Raw genomic sequence first — 18,489 nt, forward strand, 5'->3', positions numbered from 1 at the left:
AGCTAAGTTTTTTATGTGTCAAAAAGCCAGATTCTCTTTTTATAATATGGGGGATCTGGCTTTTTTGATCAGCGGTGTAGATTCTATATTCTGCTTTTAATCTTGTAGCATAAAGGTTTGGTATTCTAAATTTTTAAACTGCCCATTTAGCTGTACTAATCCCATTAATGTGGTTGTTAACATAGCGAGAGTAAATCCATAGCCATAAAATGCCGGACCTAAATAAATGCTAATTTGAGTAAAAACATAATTGGTGATCACAATACAGGTAACTAAAGCTAAAGCTTGATGCCTTTTATCTAAATAGAACATCACATTTAAAATAGCCATCACTAAAACTTGTAAACTTACGCCAACTAAATCTACATACAATAAATGTAAATAAGCAGCATCTATCCCAAGAGCTTCAAGAATATCTTTTGCCCATAAAAGTAAAAGCGCTAGCGTAATACCTTGGACTTTGAATATTTGATAAATACTCTTTTGGCAGTCGTCTACCATGCGTTCTTTTAGAACATAAATAGACTGTAAAGTACCACCCTCACGCACTGTTTTGTAAAACTTTTCACACGACTGAGCAAAGTCTGTTTCCATGTGTAACATAAAAACAGCCATACCTGGAATGATAGCTAAGTAGGCTAAAAATATAGGTAAATCGTAGATAAACGACGCATAGAAAATATCGATTACTTGCACATTTAATACTGGATTCATCCAGAAACAGAACTTATCTATCCACACGCCAACGTTGTATATAAGCCCACATAACACTAACGAGAAAAATATCTTATTTGGGTTTAAAAAGTCAAAAGCTACCAATTTTTTTGATGGAAAGTAACGTAAAACAAAAAACAAGAATACGAAGGTGATCAAGCCTTGGCTGAAAGCAAATACACTTAACAACCCAATTAAGCCAAAAGAAGCAAATATTAAACTGCCCACTATCATCACACCATAACCTGCTAATAACGTGATTAAAATACGATAATATTGCTTCATACCACTTAAAAAAATGATAATAAGCCATAAGTTACACAAAACTACAAAGGAGGATAATATAGCAATTTTGATCGCTGCTGATAATTCACTAAAACTAAGAACAGCCCCGCCAACTAAAACAGCCAAAATACTGCTCACTACCATACAGCCCAATAAGTTTGGCGTAACGGCTTCTTGATTTTTACTAAAAAATTGATCTGCAATAAAGCGGGTTAACATTAATTGAAACAAACCACTTAAAATTAAGGAGCCTGCCATCAGATAAGTAACAATTACCAAAAATTGAACTATAACAACATCTTGGGATACTTTCCCTATACTTAAAAAGCCAATAACCATTAGCGCGACAATAGATAAAACCCAAGGCCCTGAGCTAACCACACCCGCTAAGCCATAGGCTTCAAAAATAGATAAAAGTGTGTTCTTTTTAAGGATCTTCCTTAATTCAAATCCTATTCCTGCCACGAAATTTGTTCCTTATAAATATTTCGATAAGATTCGTACATCATCTTTTCAACATAATATTTTTTAACGCGTTCACGTCCTATATCGCCCATTTTTCGCCATTGTTTTGGATCAGATAAAATATTGTTGATGGCTACAGCGGTTACGTTAGGTGAAGCTATTTGAATAATTTCACCACAGGCACCTAAAGCTCTATCGTCACTAGACATGCCATAAACAATTTCTCGACAAGAACCCACTTCAGTTGCAATACAAGGAATTCCAGCAGCCATGCCTTCTAATAAAACAAGCGGCTGAGCCTCACTAATTGAGGTTAAAATAACAACACCCACTTTAGGTAAAATTTCTTTGATGTTTTGCATACCTAGAAACTTAATTTGATCGGTTAGTGACAAACTATCGACTAAGGTTTTGCATTCTTCGTAGTATTCTAAATCTTCATCTGCAGGGCCAATGACCCAACCTTCAAGAGTAGGATCATTATTAATAGCAACACGCATACTTCGTATAAAAGTCTTTATATCTTTTATTGGAACCACCCGACCAATTAAGCCAACAACTTTAGGTGGCTCTTTTGGTCGTAAATCATAAGCTTGAACAAATTGATCGTAATTAATGCCATTAACAATAACATTGGTTTTGTTGGCAGGTGCACCATCGGTAATTTGACGTTGTCGATTACCTTCGTACAAGGCAATAATTTTATCGGCTTGATGGTACGCGGTAAGACCCAGTTGCTCAAAAAACTTGATCCATGTACCTCGTGTCATTTCTATTTTCTTGTGTAGGCTAACATCAAAGGCACTGTGTCTACTTGGGATCCAACTGGCTTGGCTTAAATCAATTTTACGTTCTTTTGTGTAAATTCCATGCTCTGTTAATACAAAAGGCTTTTTAGTTTGTTGATGACATAAAGCCCCTAAAAATCCAGCATAACCAGTGGATATACTATGAAACACCTTACACTCAGGTAAATTTCTCGCTACTTTTGCTAGTTCAAATAACGGTGAATAGATATTTCTAAAGGTCCAAAAGAAATCAACAAATGAGTGATTACCTCCAAATTTTTCATAAATTTCAGTGATCACTTCCCAAGAAGCTTCGCTGTATAAAAAGTCATCCACACTCACTTTTTTATTTTCAGCTAAGTTATTAAGAATATCTTGTAGCATTCCATTATTAATAGGCTCATCAGTTTTTTGAAAGTAACTTAAAATATCTTTCCACAATTGAAATGCATATGAATTACCCCTACGTGGGCTAGGTTTCATTATTTTAGACTTTTGCAGTAAATAATTAACTTGAATACCAACCACATTATCAGGTAATTCATAAACCATTTCATTGTATGCGCTGGCATCACCACCTAAAAAAACTAAGTAAAAATTGTATTCGGGTAATCCTCTAATAATTTGATGTACCCAACTTGAAACGCCGCCACGTATATACGGGTAAGTACCTTCAAGTAACAAGCATATATCGACAGGTTTAGAATTATTCACTCCAAAAGCTCCTTAACTCACTTAATGAGTTGCCGTAGTTTTTAGGTAAATACATCATGTATTGGCGAACTTTCGTGTAGTTATTCATCATAAATGCAGCTTCAGCTAAATATGGTGCGACTTGCTTCATCAGTAAGCCCCCTTTTAATGCTTCTTCTAAGGAGGATATTGCCTGTGAATAATCTTCTTGAGCTAATAAAACTTTTCCTAGTAAAAGATTAACTTTAGGTAGAGATTCATGTTTACAAGCCAGTAATAAATATTCTTGTGCTTTAACTAAATAATGATCTTTTAGAGGTGAATCAGCTAAACCCAAGTAATAAAGCTCCCAGTAATTTTGAGCAATTTGATGAGCTGTAATTGCATTGGGTTTGACAGCAAGTTTCTTTTGTAAGTGCTCTATGGTTTCGTTTATCTTAAATTCGATTTTGTCGAGAGACGAATAAGCTAATAACCTCACGTCGTCCGACAAGTCATTAAGCGCAATTTTGAATAAAGGTATAGCTTCTTTATCAGGTAAATAACAAATAGCATTAACGGCAGCTAAGCGTTGTGTTTCGTTATTGGTAAAAGATAGAATTCCGCGTAATGATCCCATTCCATAGCTTAAATTATTGGGTGCATCAGGAGATTTAGGTAAAGCTAATTGTTCTACACTACGCCACTCATAATTCTTTTGAGGTTTTGGCAAATTAAGTGCTAAAACTAGAGAAAACACTAGACCTATCATGCCAATTATAGGCATAAATAAACTGATAACTAGAACAAAACTTAGTGATGTTATGCCATGTTTCTTATGATTATTAGATAAAAACAACCAACATAAACAGGTGAAACATATAGCGGCTAAACCATGAGTAATAAAATAATACAGCCAACCACCTTCACTAAATACATCAGAGTTGATGACATAAAGACTTAAGGATTCTAAAATAAAAGTTAATAACGAAAGCGCAAATATCATTAAATAATCTCTTCTCTACGCTTTAATATTAAGAAAGTCGTTAGGTATAACTGTTTTGCTAATTTTAGCCTTTACATCTTGCGTCACTGGCGCTTCACCTAAAGTTGATAATACTTTGGTAACTTCATCAGATTGACTAAAGGCAACATATGGCCCTAGAATTTCGAGCTGTCTAACATCAGCATCATATTTATCTTTTACGACGCTGAGTAATCTATCAATAAATTGTTTTGCCTCGAAAACAGTTGTCATAGGCAATAAAGCTACCATGGCGTGTTCACCTTTAGGGGTGAAACAATTCCAGTAAATATCTGCACCACGTCGGTAGTCGATAAACTTTTTAATGGGTAAAGTTTGTTCAGGGCTTTTATCAACAAAAATAACTAAAGCGCTATCTGCACCATAATGCAGTTTATTAAAGTGCAGTTGTTCTAAATACTGATTGAAGATTTTACCTTGTTCAGGCTTTAAAATTGGCGTGTATAATTTCTCACACATAAAATTAGCCATGTAACTAGCCACTAATGAAATTAGCGCTAGATTGGCATCGGTAAGAGCAACAAATTTTACTTTTTCGGCCAGTACAACACCTTGTAATTTATTGTATGAATCTACCAGTGGGATCACTAACTGATAATGAAGTTCTTCATCTTGAACATCATGAATATTAGCTGGTGTAAAAATACGTTTCTTGTCCAACATTTCAAGTAACATAGGATCATCTAGAACTAGACTATGACCTTTACCGATGGCGCTAATGCAGTTGTTTTGCACCAGATCGTCTTTGACTAAATAAATACCCGCTTCGTACATACCAACCACATCAGACAAAATATGCAAACACTCGTCACCAAGGCTTTCTAAACGATTATCTACTTTAGTGAGTGCGGTTTTCTGTAAAATTTGAATACTGGTTCTTAAACTCATGATCTTACTAGCAGCACGTTGCTCAAGTTGATCGTGGGATATTTTTAATAAGTAATAACTTTGAGTAAAACTTTGTAGTTTTTGCTCCATATAAATATAATTAAGTTCGTTCTCTTTAATTGATTTACGCCAATAATCAGTAAACTCACCTGTAATCATAATGATAAGACCACTACCAATAAGGATCGGTAGACTAAAGTTTATATCTTCAAACATTAGCTGTTTAAGAAAAAACATACTTACGGTCAAAAAGGCAAAACATTGAAAGCCTTTTGAGAATCCATATCTTAGAGAAATAAGAATAGGTCCTAGCATAGGCCAAAAGAAATAATTGTGTGATGTGTTACCTGATTCACGATCTATAAAAAACCAGCTAAGAAGCGATAAAATGGCAACAACTAGACTTTCCACAAAAGCCATTTTGTCGTTTTTCAATCCAACAAGCACACGTTTATGTATGTTTTGACCAAACTTGTTTGGTTGCTTTTTAGGTTTTATCTTTTGTTTCATTAGTGTAAATCTAACTCTTCAACCATTTCGCTGATAACTTCCATACCTGTTTGAGCCAAATTTTCTCTACCCCAACCGTTTCCTGCACCAGTACCTTGCCATAACAAAGTATTAGTTTTTGCATCTGTTATTTTTAACGTTATAGCAACAGATGGTTCTGAATCTAAACCACTTTTATATTTCCATTCAGCAACAGATGCAGTAACTATGTAATCGGCTTTTTGATCTGCTAACCACTTTTTGGCAGCCGTAGTTTTGATAGAAGGATCGAGTACGGTATCTAACAAGTTAAGGTCTGATACTTGATAGATTTTTATATTTACTTCTTCTTCTTTAAACACTGATGTTGTGATTTCTTCAGCTTGTTCAGACGCAAATGCTGCACCTGAATAGTTATTAAACGGCATAACAACCCATTGCTTTTTACTGTCTAACTTTGGGCTGTCAGGTAAGTTATATGAAGAGCATGCTGCTAGCACTAATGCTGAGGCTCCTACTAATAAATATTTAATCATTTGTTTTCCTTTAAAATGTTAAGTAGTAACCCAGTGATAAATTGACATTTTTATCACCTCTTTTATCTGCCGACTGCCATAAAGCAGACATATATAATTCGTCGTTACCAAACACAGGTAGCCCTATGCCGGTTTGAACATCAAACACCATTTGATCTTGTACAAAGTTGTAACCTACTGCTGTATCAAGCCAGTAACTTGGGAACTGAGAAAGTGCACCAGGAGTCCCGACATTACCGTTACTTATCCTTTGTCCTAAAGAAAACTGTTGGTATTTTCCTGCAATAAAATCATGTCCAAATAAGGGACGATTAATTTTTAATTCTTTGGCAAGCTTTATTAATGGGTCTGGGCTTTTGTCTGATTTTTCATAAACATATTGCGCATATACTGACCAGCTTGGATTATTATAAAAAAGCGCTTCTTGAGCTTTTAGAGAAACAGACAAGTTGTTGGCAATATCTTCACCAAATAAGCTTTTATATTTTTGATAACTTACTTGAGCACTTATGGTTTCTCGGTAAGTTGGATTTAAAAACACAGTGGCTGAAATAGCGTCTTTCTTGCCCAGCATCATCATATTTTTGCTGGTGGTAGCCCCCATGTTTTTAGCAACATCAGTGGCAACAGATATATATTTTGAAAACTTATATAGAGCTTCCACCTGAATACCTAATGAGGTTTTACTGAATCTGTTATCAAGTAAGGCTGTTATTTCTGTTTGTAAACTATCTACAGAAAAACCATATTTACCTTCCAGTTGCTGTGCGTCGAAGGCGATATTTGTCGTTAACAGTCGTTGCGGGCCACTATCAATATCACGCGCAAAAAGTCGAACATAACCATTGCCTAAAGGCTGGTAATAGCCTAGTTCATTTTCAGTTACGTCCCATTGGCTGAAGCTTTTATGTTGAAAACGTAAGGCATACACTCTTTCTTGATGAATAGTTGATAAGCCATTTAACAGTAAAGAATGCTCAGCGGTTCTTTCTTTGTTTTCAATCGCATTAATACCCACCTCCCATGCAAGTTTCTTTTCTCCAATATTATTCAAGGCAGCTAAACGCTCACCTGGAGTTAAGAATAATGAAAACTTAACCAGTTCAAGTACTTTAGATGGATTACGTTCTAGTAAAGCAAGTCTTAGTTCTGCACTATCAGGTAAATCATAATTTTTTAACCACGATGATTTCAGCAGGAAACGAGCTTTTTCATGATTTTCTTGATCAATGTAATAAAATAAAAGTTCATGGGCTTTTTCTTTACTCGGTTCATTCTTTAAGGCAGCTTCAACCATACTTGATGCGATTGATTCACCAATAAAGATAGAGGCAAGAGAACGGTAAGTTCTATCACCGTTAGGCAACTTAAAAAGTTCATTGGTTAAATGGCTAGCAACGTGTTTTCGAATGATATTGGCACTAAAGCTATCGTCTAACTTTTCTAATACATTGGCTAAATCTAATAATTCAGCAGGTATGTTTTTGTCGTTATTTATTTTTTTGATGTACCATATTTTTGCCTCTTCATAACGACCGAGCATATTTGATGCTGCAGCAAATGAAGACCATAGCTGTGGCGAATCAGCTAAGTTTGATTTGTACTTTTGGTAAATCTCATCTAAAGCTTCAGTGTCTTTTCTTTCAATATTTAACCAAATCAACGACTCAATAGCCGATTCATCTGTATTATTGCTCGCGAGCATACCATCTAAATAACCAGAGGCTTCATCAAACAATTTATGTTTAATTGCATACTGAACTTTAAGAATTAAAAAAGAATTAGGCAAAGTGCCTTGATGAAGTTGTACTAAGTTTATGGCTTCTAAAAATTTGCTTTCGTCTTTCTCTTTTATCGCTTGAGCTGCAAAAGCTTCTAATACTGATAAGTTACCCGTTTTTTTATAAAAGTTGTAAAACAGTTCACTGTCTGCCATTTCAATAGGTGAATGAGCGTTAATGAATTTAGATGGATCGATGTTTTCAACTTTCTGTAATTTTTGAATGCGCTTAAGAGACGGTTTATCTGACACATACCAAGCTAAAGACGAAACTTTTTGTAAGTAATCGTCGTCAGCCTTTTCTATATCATTTATTGATGTTAGTACTTCAAGTGACTTTTCTGGTTGCCACATTTTCTTATAGGCATCAGCATAATAATTAACATCTTTAAAACTTAAAGGGGTTTTACTCGCTATAGTGTCCCAAACATTACTGACTTCTTCGTAACTACCTACATTGTAATAAAACTTAACCAGCTTTTGTAATAATGGACTCGACTCTTTTGCATCGGCAAGAAGTTCTTCAAGTTGCGTAATAACCTTATTTGCGCCTATGGCTTTTTCAGCGTTATCTAACCAAAGGTCATATTCATTAACCAATAATAAACCTTTTTGCCCTAATTGATGATAAAAATGGCTAAGTGATGCTAAATTTGAAACCGCTGAAGCTTCTTCAATACCTGAACGTAATTGTTTTTCGTTTAATTCAAACTGCTCTAATCTATGCGTAATTTCTAAAGCGGCTTTTGGATCTCCTAACCATCTATTATATTGATGTAAAGTAACCAAATAAGCTTCTTTGTCGTTATAACTAAGTGCTTTTTCTAATAATTTAACAGCTTTGTCTATATCACCTTTTTGGGCGAACAAACGTGAAGCATGTTCGTAGTTTTTCTCTGTTTCAAAAAGCTCAGATTTAGTTAATGCTAAGCTTGATGCTAAACCTAAGCGCCCGCCTGACAATAAAAAATTAATAGATGATGAATAATATTGCTCTGTTAGCTCTTGCCCTTGATCAAATGATAAAATAGCTGATTTACCTTTATCCCACTCACTTTGAATAAGATATAAATTGAGTAATTCAGTTAAGGTATCAACCGTAGAATTTTCTTTGTATTCAACTTCTTGTAACTCAATGGCGTAATCAACCTTGTTTGATTGTAAAGCTATGTTAATTAATTCTTTATTCGAGGTTATGCCCGAGTCTTTATACTGTTTAAGTATAGCTAACGCTGTTACTGGTTCACCAATTTGCAAAGCAATATCAGCAAATAGTCGTGCTAAGTCTGCGCTAGGTATTGAATGCAGTTGGTTAATAAAAAGAACAAGATCATTTTTTAACGCTTGATGTAAATCTGGTTGCTCCTCTGTTGCTTGGCTGATCAATTTAACACTTGAATCAGCATACAAGCGTTTAGCCTGCCATTGTTCTATTTCATCTTTGAATTTAGTAAAAGGTATAACCGCATCAATAGCGTCTTGATACCTACCTGCCTTGTTATAGTTAATTGCTAATGAAAGCTGAACAGGAAGTGCCCCTTCATCTTTTTCTTCTAAGGCTTTTAAAAAGGCAATAGCAATTTCAGGTTCTTTAGACTCATCAAGATGCCCAAGTAAATCTCCATCTTCAGGAAGTAAAAAGACCAAAAGTCCAACAACAACGGCACCTAAAGTGAATAAAGTTTTTTTGTTAACTAAGCTTGTATGCTTTAGTGGAGCGTTTTCATCAACCATTATTACACTCCAATGTCGCTGTGAACTTACCTGCTTTTGGTGATGTTAAGCTTAAACTGCTACCTTTAACTTTAACTGTAAAGTCGGTGTTGCTTTTTACCAATTTACATTGCTTTCCTTGGCTTATGATTAAGTTTAATGGCATATGTGTTGTTACCGACATTTCAATAGATTGAGATTTTTTACTGTGTTGTGAAATTTTCCATTTATTAACTACGCCATTCACATTATTTAAGTAAGGTAATTTAGGTTTATTTGATATAAAGCTAATAGGTGTTCTGGTTTTCACTAAAGAAACGTAACGTCCGTCAGGCCCTTTATTCCAACCAGCAACGGGTGTTGACGATAAATCCACATGTTCAAATGCTTCTGATAATCGTAAGGTTTTGATACCTGTAGATGTGATCAAAAAATCAAATTCATTATTAAGCGGTTTTCCTATTCCTGTTTCATATAAAGTACGTGCACGTTCTGCATATTCACTTAAATAAAGCGGAGTGGATTCTTGGGTGTATACCCAGTCATAAATTTTTTCTAACGCTTCCACAGATGAAGGATATACACCTGAATACATATGATAATAAATACTGATAGTTTTAAGGCGTTTTGGATAACCAAGTAGTTCAAAAGTTTCTATAACACGTGCATATCCTGAATAGTTTTCAGTCCATAGATTTGTATAAAGGTTTTCGTTAATAACAGGTGCATAAACTTGCACTGCATTTTCATGCCACATTAAATGCGGGAATACTTGAGCAATAGAATCTTCCCCGTTAACCACAAATGTACTTCCACCATTTACGTTTAACAAACCGTATTTTAGAGTTTTCTCTATAATATTTTCAGTAGGATCAGCAACTCCTGACCATAAAAGCATTTTAACTTTTTTGTCTTTAGGAGCTAACTTGTCATTGATGTAATCAACACTACCAAATATTTCTTTATCATAATCAACAGTATAATTAGGTATGGGTAACGTATCTCCATACTGTTTTTCACCTAGATCTACGCGATCATCCCAAAAAAATGGATGGCTATAGGTATGAGAAGCTATTTCAACATGAGGTAATCTAAAGGTTTCTCTAGCAATACTTTCCATTTCTGCGCTGTTTTCAGGATGTAAACCATCAGCACTTATCTCAGCTTCAATAACAGATACGGTATGTGGAATAGTATATTTTTTGAAAATACGCTGCAGTAATACATCGGCAGAAAATGGTTTGTTAGGCATCCACGCACGTGACGGAAAACCATCGCCATCGATATGAGCTGTTAAAATACGGTTACCTGATTCAGTGGTAATATCTGGAACTGGAACTGTAGGCAGTTGAAAAATCAGATCAATAAATTTAAAAGGTTCAAAAGTCCAATAACGTTTCTCTAAATCTAAACTCTGTACTACAGCAGGCTTTAAGACAACAGCTCCCCAAGGAGCAGTAAAAACTGCAACTGAAGTATTGCCTTTTTCATCTTCTAGCGTAAGTTGAGCTTTTGTTGTAGAGTTTTTAACCTGATATATAGGTAAATGCTTTAAGGAAGCGTTACTAAAAGGTAGTAATTTCTCAAGAGCTGGATTCTGTTGTTTTATGGTTAATTTACCTGACAACTCAGTACCCATTTGTTCAATACCTAGTTTACTTAGAAATACGGAGTTTTGAGGTAAATAATCTAAAAGAACAAGGCGTGTTTTTCCAAACCAAGTATCAATCCACTTAAAAATTTCTTTGTTATATGAAACAGGCTCCAACCAAAAAGCAATAGCTTGATAGCGCGTGGTATCAATACTATTAAGATTTGCTTCTTCAATAGCTACACATTCAGGCACAAAGCCATTGTATTCAATAATGGTTGATAGAATTCGACTACAATTACTTTCATGTCTGAGCACGTCTTGATTACTGTAAAAGGTTAAAACTCTTCGTTTAATAGGCTCTATGGTACTAATGCCGAACTGTTCTAATAATCCATCACTAATATATGGCGTGAAGTTATGCTTTAAGAGTGCTTTAGCTGCTTTTCTTTGTTCAACTCTATTATTACCATCAAGATAATCGATGACAATCGCTTCAATATTTAGTGCGCGAACTTCATTTAATCGGTCGATTAACCAAGCTTGTCCTGCAGGATCTGTGTCATAGTAACTACTTTCAGCAACGTTATAACCCTTAAACAAAGACTCAGCGACAACACCACTTGGTTTAAAGTTTAATTGAGAAACAATTTCGAAGCCGCGATTTAAAATTAAGTTAGGTATTAATTGATTAAGTTCGTTTAACGCATTAATTAAACCCTGTTGTTGTAGTTTTTGAAACTCTGTATCTGTATTTGCTATTTTATAGCTGTCTAAAGTGTCTAAGAATAAACCAGTAAAACCTTTGGTTTTGTATTCCGATGTTTTAGTTAATAAATAGTTTTTCCAGAACTCTGACGCCATATCCATAATGGCACTATCCCAGTCATGGTTATGAGAGATAATGTGTTGTTTAAACTCTTCGGAAATTTTATCTCCATGCAATTCTCCAACACTTAAATAGGCAAAAGTTTCTACTTCGCCTTTATGAAGTTGTTTAAGTTGTCTTGATGTTATCGCTGAAGGTGTTAAAACCACACGGTCATAAACTAAGAGTTCACGAACGGAGTCTACGTGCTGATAATAAAAAGCTATAGATTTTGGAGATGAGTGATTTTCAGCGCTTACATTTAAGGAAAATATAAGGCATATAAAAACAAAAATGTTTTTATAAAGCGAATTAAAAAGTTTAATTAGCAAGATCGATCCTTGAGAAAAACAGTGGAGTCCTTTATTGTTTGATTTATAAACTAAACAATTATTTATGTTACAAATTATAACATCTTATTTACAAACGATGTAAGCTTAAATAATTATTTTTTTAATAATAAAAATTGCATGCAACATGCCAAACTAAGTAATTGTATTTTTGAATATTAAGTAGAATAGCTATACAAATTTTTAGTGGAGTTTTACATTGATTTAAAATAAAAAAGAGAGCTAAAAAGCTCTCTAAAGCAAAATAACCAAGTTACATAAATAAAGTTATTGTCTCATTCAAGAAAAAACTTAACTCAGTCACAATTTATTTCTTATTTTTAGCTTTAAACCACATAGTTGCTTTATAAATAACAGCGAACATTACAAACCAAAATACAATGTGAAAGGTAGCATGCAACATACCTTCACCTAAGCCGTGATCTGTATGTGCTAATGCTGCAGTACTTGTAAACACTGTGATTAGTGCGCTTAAAAAAATCATGATAGTTTTCATTTATATTTCCTTTTTTACTCAATTAATTCAAATAGGTATTTAAATAGCTTTAATCTTATATCTTCAACATACCTTCACTTTCAATAAAGTCGATAATGTCTTGTAAGCCCTGCTTTGTTTTCATGTTACTAAAAACAAAAGGCTTATCGCCACGCATTTTCTTAGCGTCGCGATCCATAACCTCTAAAGATGCACCAACCAATTCAGCAACATCGATTTTGTTAATAATAAGAAGATCGGACTTAGTTATTCCTGGACCACCCTTACGTGGAATTTTATCACCTGCTGATACATCTATAACATATAAAGTCAGGTCAGAAAGTTCAGGACTGAAAGTTGCACTTAAATTATCACCACCACTCTCAACGAGAACAAAATCTAAATTCGGATGTAAAGCGTGAAGATCATCAATTGCAGCGAGATTCATTGAAGCATCTTCTCGAATAGCTGTATGAGGACAACCACCCGTTTCAACACCCATAATACGATCTTCTGCTAAAGCATTATGACGAGTAAGAAACTCTGCATCTTCGCGTGTATAAATATCATTAGTTACCACAGCCATATCGTATTTGTCGCGAAGAGCGATACATAACTCTCTTAATAGAGCTGTTTTACCAGAACCAACAGGTCCGCCGACGCCAATTCGTAATACTTGTTTCTTTTTCATAATATTCTCTTTTTTAATCTTTAATTTTTTAACTTAAACTTAATAAATATGTATCTACTAAGATCTAAACAATCGGGTGTATTGCGTTTCATGCCATGCACTTGCCATAGCTAAACGCGGTAAACTTGCACCAATCTCTTCATCTTGCAAACTATTGGCGAGTTGAATAGATGCTTCTACTTTCTCGGTAATATCAAATAATAAATTCTGTGCCTGAGTTTGCCCTAAAGGAACAAGCTTAGTTGCTGCAGCGACTTGGTTATCAATATAAGTCCAACAGTAACCACTTTGAATCAACATCAAATCTAATTTAAATAACGAACCAATTAACACAAAAGCACTCACAAAACTGATATCACTACCGATATTTTCAGGTTCAATTAAAGCTTCATACTTCTCTAAACCTTGTTGAATTTCGGGTGAATCTAATTGCTTCAATAAACGAATAAGTGCTTTCCCCATTGCTACATCAGCAAGGTGTAATTCGTTACTTTCTCGACAGGCAATTAGGTGCTGATTCCATTTAATAAAAGCTGAAGTATCATTATTTAGAAGTGCTTCATATTGTCGCTTAATTATCGCTAAATCTGTACGTGCAATTGACTGAGATAAGTTTAATTCAACCCAGTTCAAGGTTGAATCCACATCTTTAACCCAGCCCATCTCAACGGCATACTCTAAACCTTGCGAAAATGAGAAACCACCAACCGGCAGATTAGCACTACACAACTGCAACAGACGATTAAATTGTAACGCGTTATGATTAATCAAAACACAAAACCTTTATTAACTATTGATTTAAAGCTATTTATTTCAAAAACCAGCATATAACAACAAATCTAGTGTTCGTGAGTGTGATTATCAGAATCACCATGGGAATGACTATGTGAGTGACTATGTGAATGCCCTCCACCTTTACCATAAGCACCACTTTCAGGTTCAAAAATTGCTGGAGTATGGTTGATTTTCAAGCCATAGTTTTCAGCTAACTCTTCCAACACATAATCAGGTTTAAATCGCACCCAAAGTTCACCAATTTGTAAAGACGTATGACGATTACCTAAGTGATAACACACTTTACAAAATGACAACCAATCTGTTGCAACAGCAGTAGAAACTTCTTCTGCTTTACCCTTTACTTCAATCAATAAACCGCACTCAGTTTTGAGTACCTGACCGATCAATAATGGATGACCACGTTCAACAAAAATCCCAACATCCTGACCTTTATCAGTTACACCTTTAATACGCGCTTTTTTACGTGTGTCTTGATCTAAGGTGATGGAATCAGCAATCTCATCGTGCGTGTGATCGAGTCTTTCAAATACTTGTAACATCTACATTCCTAATTTATTTCTAACTCAGCTTTTCTTTTGTACTAAAAACAGCTTATAACTAGTTTGATTATTAAAAAAATTACTAGCACCTATTCAATATATGTTTTCATAACAGAGAGCTTTTAAGCAAAGCCGTCAAACTTTTTATTTCATGAGCATAGTTTACCTATGTGATTGAAATAAACCGTGCCTACAATAATCCATCAACGTCACTTCACTAAAGTTATTCATCTATGCATGTACGTTTTCACAACAGAGAACTTTTAGGCAAAGCCGTCAAACTTTTTATTTCATGAGCATAGTTTACCTATGTGATTGAAATAAACCGTGCTTACAATGAGCCATCAACGTCCCTTCACTAAAGTTATTCATCTATGGATGTACGTTTTCATAACAGAGAGCTTTTAGGCAAAGCCGTCAAACTTTTTATTTCATGAGCATAGTTTACCTATGTGATTGAAATAAAAAGTGCAGACAATGCCGCATAAATGCTCTCTGTGCCGAAAACTAAAACAAAGTATAACGTTGGGCTAGAGGCAATATAGATGCCGGTTCGCAAGTCAGCAGTTCCCCATTCGCCCTCACCTCATAAGTCTGCGCATCCACTTCTATCTTCGGCTGCCAGCTATTATGAATCATATCGTCTTTACCAATATTTCGAGTATTCTTACAAACCCCAACCATACGTGTCATGCCTACTTTTTCAGGTACACCTTTATCAACCGCTGCTTGCGATAAAAAGGTCATAGATATTTTAGCTGTCGCTAAACCGTAAGACCCAAACATAGGACGATAATACACAGGCTGCGGTGTAGGAATAGATGCATTGGCATCCCCCATTGGCGCTGCAGCAATAAAGCCTGATTTAATGATCATTGATGGCTTAATACCAAAGAATGCAGGTTTCCATAAAACGATATCGGCTAGCTTACCCACTTCAATCGATCCTACCTCATGGCTTACACCATGGCTTATTGCTGGATTAATAGTGTATTTAGCAATGTAACGCTTAATACGGAAATTATCGTTACGCTCAGTATCGGGTGCCAAAGGTCCACGTTGTTGCTTATTTTTATGGGCGGTTTGCCAAGTACGTGTGATCATTTCACCAACTCGTCCCATCGCTTGCGAGTCAGACGAAATCATACTGATAGCGCCTAAGTCATGCATTACGTCTTCAGCAGCTATACTTTCTTTACGAATTCGTGAGTCAGCAAAAGCAACATCTTCGGGAATATTAGGATCTAGATGATGACATACCATGAGCATGTCTAAATGTTCATCTATGGTGTTGATAGTGTAAGGTCGTGTTGGGTTGGTTGACGAAGGTAAAACATTGGCTTCGCCACACGCTTTAATAATATCAGGGGAATGTCCACCGCCAGCACCTTCTGTGTGATAAGTGTGAATGGTTCTGCCTTTGAAAGCGCCAATCGTATCTTCAACAAAACCAGATTCGTTTAAGGTGTCTGTATGAATAGCCACTTGCACATCGTACCTTTCTGCAACTGTTAAACAGTTATCAATAGCGGCAGGTGTTGTACCCCAATCTTCATGCAGTTTTAAACCACATACGCCAGCTTCAATTTGCTCTTCAATCGCTAGCGGTAAACTAGCATTACCTTTACCTAAGAAGCCAAAGTTCATTGGAAAATCATTTGTCGCTTGTAGCATTTTATGAATATACCAAGGACCGGGTGTACACGTTGTTGCGTTTGTACCTGTTGCAGGACCTGTTCCACCACCTATCATAGTCGTTACGCCAGACATTAAGGCTTCATCAATTTGTTGCGGACAAATAAAGTGAATATGCGCGTCTATGCCGCCAGCTGTTAATATTTGACCTTCGCCAGCAATAACTTCAGTGCCAGGACCGACTTCAATATCAATATTGTCTTGAATGTCTGGATTACCCGCTTTACCAATGATGGCAATACGACCAGCTTTAACACCCACATCAGCTTTAACTATGCCCCAATGATCAACAATTAGTGCGTTGGTAATAACAAGATCGACTGTTTCGTAACAAGACGCTTGGCTTTGTCCCATACCATCTCGAATAACCTTACCACCACCAAACTTAACTTCTTCGCCATATTCGGTGTAATCTTTTTCAACTTCTAGCCATAAGTCGGTATCTGCTAAGCGAACTCTGTCGCCAACGGTTGGGCCAAACATGTGAGCATATGAATGTTTATCAATAGTTGCCATTTATAAATCTCCCTGCACTTCTGCTCTAAAGCCAAATACTCTGCGTTTACCACGATAAGCAATCAGTGTTACTTCGCGCTCTTGTCCTGGTTCAAAACGAACGGCAGTGCCTGAAGTAATATCGAGGCGATAGCCTTTAGTTAATTCTCGATCAAATGTTAACGCTGGATTCACTTCATAAAAGTGATAATGAGATCCTATTTGAATCGGACGATCGCCTGAGTTGGCAACAGTCACTTTAAGTTGTTCGCGACCCACATTAAGTTCGCGGTTACCACTATCCGTTTTTATTTCACCAGGAATTAATCTGCCTGATGTATTAATAGGTGAAGATGAAGACATTTGACGCTCCTTTACACTATAGGGTTATGAACCGTTACAAGCTTAGTTCCATCAGGAAACGTTGCTTCTACTTGTACTTCAGCTAACAATTCAGGAATTCCTTCCATTACCTGATCACGGGTTAAAAGTGTGCGTCCGTAATCCATCATTTGAGCAACTGTTTTCCCATCACGTGCGCCTTCCATAATTTCCATAGAAATATACGCCATCGCTTCAGGGTAATTAAGTTTTACACCACGATTTAAGCGACGTTCTGCTAACAGTGCTGCAGTGAACAAAAGGAGTTTGTCTTTTTCTCTAGGTAATAAATCCATAATTTTCTCTTAAATTCTTGTAAATGTAAGCTAAGAATTAGGTATGCCAAATTCTTGGTTCAATGGCTGACGCCTCAATAACAAGAGGACGTAAATGCTGCCATAATTTAATAAATAAGTTTTTACATTGATGTGCTTGTTCACCTAAATAACGGATAACAAACAAACCTCTAATATCTGTAATGCTGATCAGTTCTTGGGCATTTTCAGCATCTATAATATCGCGTAATACTTCGATAATTTCTTTACGCTGTTTTAGTTCGTTTAATTGTAAAGGTGCATAAATTAGGAATGTACCAAATACAGATTTACTGGCAAGCCCTGCCATATGGTGAAGTAATTGGTTCTTAGGTGATATTTCTATACGGTCTTGATAAATAAGCGTACCACCACAATACAAACGGTTCAGCTGAGTGTATTGGCCTTTATCGAAATATTGGTTTGAACTCGGTAAACCTAAACAAGTAATATCCCACCCAAAGTAAGTACTGTTGTCACACATATGCACATCAACGGTATTAAAACCGTCAGCACCTTCGTATACGATTGTTTCTTGTGGGAAGTTCTCAGCAACTGCCTCATTAGTTAAATGTAATGAAGTAATTTGTGTTTGTTTTGTTTCACCGATTGATAGGTCTTCACGTGCACGATAAAAGCGATTAGCACCTGGTGTGGTAACTAAAACATGCCCTTGCTCTTCAATGTTTATTTCAACATTAAGCTCGTCACCCGAAACAATACCTGCTGGAGGATGAAGCAAATAGATATGTGCGCATTCTTGCCCTTCTGGATAGAAAGCTTTTTGAACCGATAATGGCCCTTTACGCGATGTTGTTTTTAGTTGAGTACCGTAGGCATTGTGACTAAACGTTAATGCTAATTTAGCCAGCCATTGCCTAGGTTCTACCTTGCTTGTTTCTTTTATAATCATTATA

General features: G+C 35.8%; 15 protein-coding genes. All 15 read right to left on the reverse strand.

Annotated features, from left to right (window positions below; genetic code table 11):
* Positions 1-96: 96 nt before the first annotated feature.
* Positions 97-1,464 (reverse strand): exopolysaccharide Pel transporter PelG, encoded by a 1,368-nt coding sequence (gene pelG, locus Q5N69_RS08440; RefSeq protein ID WP_304368435.1) that lies wholly within the window; start codon positions 1,462-1,464, stop codon positions 97-99.
* On the reverse strand, positions 1,452-2,966 hold the full coding sequence (gene pelF, locus Q5N69_RS08445; protein WP_304368436.1) for a GT4 family glycosyltransferase PelF: 1,515 nt from the start codon (positions 2,964-2,966) through the stop codon (positions 1,452-1,454). The genes pelG and pelF overlap by 13 nt, the downstream gene beginning before the upstream one ends.
* On the reverse strand, positions 2,959-3,930 hold the full coding sequence (locus tag Q5N69_RS08450) for a lipopolysaccharide assembly protein LapB (RefSeq protein ID WP_304368437.1): 972 nt from the start codon (positions 3,928-3,930) through the stop codon (positions 2,959-2,961). Before Q5N69_RS08450 ends, pelF begins: the two co-directional genes overlap by 8 nt.
* A gap of 15 nt (positions 3,931-3,945) precedes the next feature.
* Positions 3,946-5,367 (reverse strand): PelD GGDEF domain-containing protein, encoded by a 1,422-nt coding sequence (locus tag Q5N69_RS08455; protein ID WP_304368438.1) that lies wholly within the window; start codon positions 5,365-5,367, stop codon positions 3,946-3,948.
* Positions 5,367-5,882, reverse strand: a complete 516-nt coding sequence (locus tag Q5N69_RS08460; RefSeq protein WP_304368439.1) for a DUF4136 domain-containing protein — start codon at positions 5,880-5,882, stop codon at positions 5,367-5,369. Before Q5N69_RS08460 ends, Q5N69_RS08455 begins: the two co-directional genes overlap by 1 nt.
* A gap of 10 nt (positions 5,883-5,892) precedes the next feature.
* Positions 5,893-9,396 carry a tetratricopeptide repeat protein gene (locus tag Q5N69_RS08465; protein WP_304368440.1) on the reverse strand — a complete coding sequence of 1,168 codons (3,504 nt, stop codon included), beginning with the start codon at positions 9,394-9,396 and terminating at the stop codon, positions 5,893-5,895.
* Positions 9,389-12,166, reverse strand: coding sequence for an endo alpha-1,4 polygalactosaminidase (locus tag Q5N69_RS08470; protein ID WP_304368441.1), 2,778 nt, complete (start codon positions 12,164-12,166; stop codon positions 9,389-9,391). The genes Q5N69_RS08465 and Q5N69_RS08470 overlap by 8 nt, the downstream gene beginning before the upstream one ends.
* 325 nt (positions 12,167-12,491) lie before the next feature.
* Entirely contained in the window at positions 12,492-12,680 is a 189-nt protein-coding gene (locus Q5N69_RS08475; protein WP_304368442.1) for a hypothetical protein, read from the reverse strand.
* Between the two features lie 55 nt (positions 12,681-12,735).
* Positions 12,736-13,350, reverse strand: coding sequence for an urease accessory protein UreG (gene ureG / locus Q5N69_RS08480; RefSeq protein WP_304368443.1), 615 nt, complete (start codon positions 13,348-13,350; stop codon positions 12,736-12,738).
* 57 nt (positions 13,351-13,407) lie between these two features.
* The gene (locus tag Q5N69_RS08485; protein ID WP_304368444.1) at positions 13,408-14,121 is read right to left on the reverse strand and encodes an urease accessory protein UreF; all 714 of its coding nucleotides are present in this window, start codon (positions 14,119-14,121) and stop codon (positions 13,408-13,410) included.
* A gap of 68 nt (positions 14,122-14,189) precedes the next feature.
* Complete coding sequence (ureE, locus tag Q5N69_RS08490) at positions 14,190-14,687, reverse strand: urease accessory protein UreE (protein WP_304368446.1); 498 nt, start codon at positions 14,685-14,687, stop codon at positions 14,190-14,192.
* Positions 14,688-15,194: 507 nt separating this feature from the next.
* A complete protein-coding gene (ureC, locus tag Q5N69_RS08495) occupies positions 15,195-16,898 on the reverse strand; it encodes an urease subunit alpha (protein ID WP_304368447.1) in 1,704 nt (567 codons plus the stop codon).
* The gene (locus Q5N69_RS08500) at positions 16,899-17,240 is read right to left on the reverse strand and encodes an urease subunit beta (protein ID WP_304368448.1); all 342 of its coding nucleotides are present in this window, start codon (positions 17,238-17,240) and stop codon (positions 16,899-16,901) included.
* Positions 17,241-17,251: 11 nt separating this feature from the next.
* Positions 17,252-17,554: an urease subunit gamma gene (locus Q5N69_RS08505; RefSeq protein ID WP_304368449.1), complete on the reverse strand. Its 303-nt coding sequence runs from the start codon at positions 17,552-17,554 to the stop codon at positions 17,252-17,254.
* A 37-nt stretch (positions 17,555-17,591) separates the two neighbouring features.
* Positions 17,592-18,485, reverse strand: a complete 894-nt coding sequence (locus tag Q5N69_RS08510) for an urease accessory protein UreD (RefSeq protein WP_304368450.1) — start codon at positions 18,483-18,485, stop codon at positions 17,592-17,594.
* Between the last annotated feature and the right edge of the window lie 4 nt (positions 18,486-18,489).

Source organism: Pseudocolwellia sp. AS88, assembly GCF_030551755.1.
Lineage (GTDB): Bacteria > Pseudomonadota > Gammaproteobacteria > Enterobacterales > Alteromonadaceae > Pseudocolwellia.

Bases quoted from the DNA above. Each gene is read 5' to 3' on its own strand.
- Q5N69_RS08465 (WP_304368440.1), bottom strand. From the start codon at position 9,396: ATGGTTGATGAAAACGCTCCACTAAAGCATACAAGCTTAGTTAACAAA.
- ureC (WP_304368447.1), bottom strand. From the start codon at position 16,898: ATGGCAACTATTGATAAACATTCATATGCTCACATGTTTGGCCCAACC.
- Q5N69_RS08500 (WP_304368448.1), bottom strand. From the start codon at position 17,240: ATGTCTTCATCTTCACCTATTAATACATCAGGCAGATTAATTCCTGGT.
- Q5N69_RS08475 (WP_304368442.1), bottom strand. From the start codon at position 12,680: ATGAAAACTATCATGATTTTTTTAAGCGCACTAATCACAGTGTTTACA.
- ureG (WP_304368443.1), bottom strand. From the start codon at position 13,350: ATGAAAAAGAAACAAGTATTACGAATTGGCGTCGGCGGACCTGTTGGT.
- Q5N69_RS08450 (WP_304368437.1), bottom strand. From the start codon at position 3,930: ATGATATTTGCGCTTTCGTTATTAACTTTTATTTTAGAATCCTTAAGT.
- Q5N69_RS08505 (WP_304368449.1), bottom strand. From the start codon at position 17,554: ATGGATTTATTACCTAGAGAAAAAGACAAACTCCTTTTGTTCACTGCA.
- Q5N69_RS08455 (WP_304368438.1), bottom strand. From the start codon at position 5,367: ATGAAACAAAAGATAAAACCTAAAAAGCAACCAAACAAGTTTGGTCAA.
- Q5N69_RS08460 (WP_304368439.1), bottom strand. From the start codon at position 5,882: ATGATTAAATATTTATTAGTAGGAGCCTCAGCATTAGTGCTAGCAGCA.
- ureE (WP_304368446.1), bottom strand. From the start codon at position 14,687: ATGTTACAAGTATTTGAAAGACTCGATCACACGCACGATGAGATTGCT.
- Q5N69_RS08510 (WP_304368450.1), bottom strand. From the start codon at position 18,485: ATGATTATAAAAGAAACAAGCAAGGTAGAACCTAGGCAATGGCTGGCT.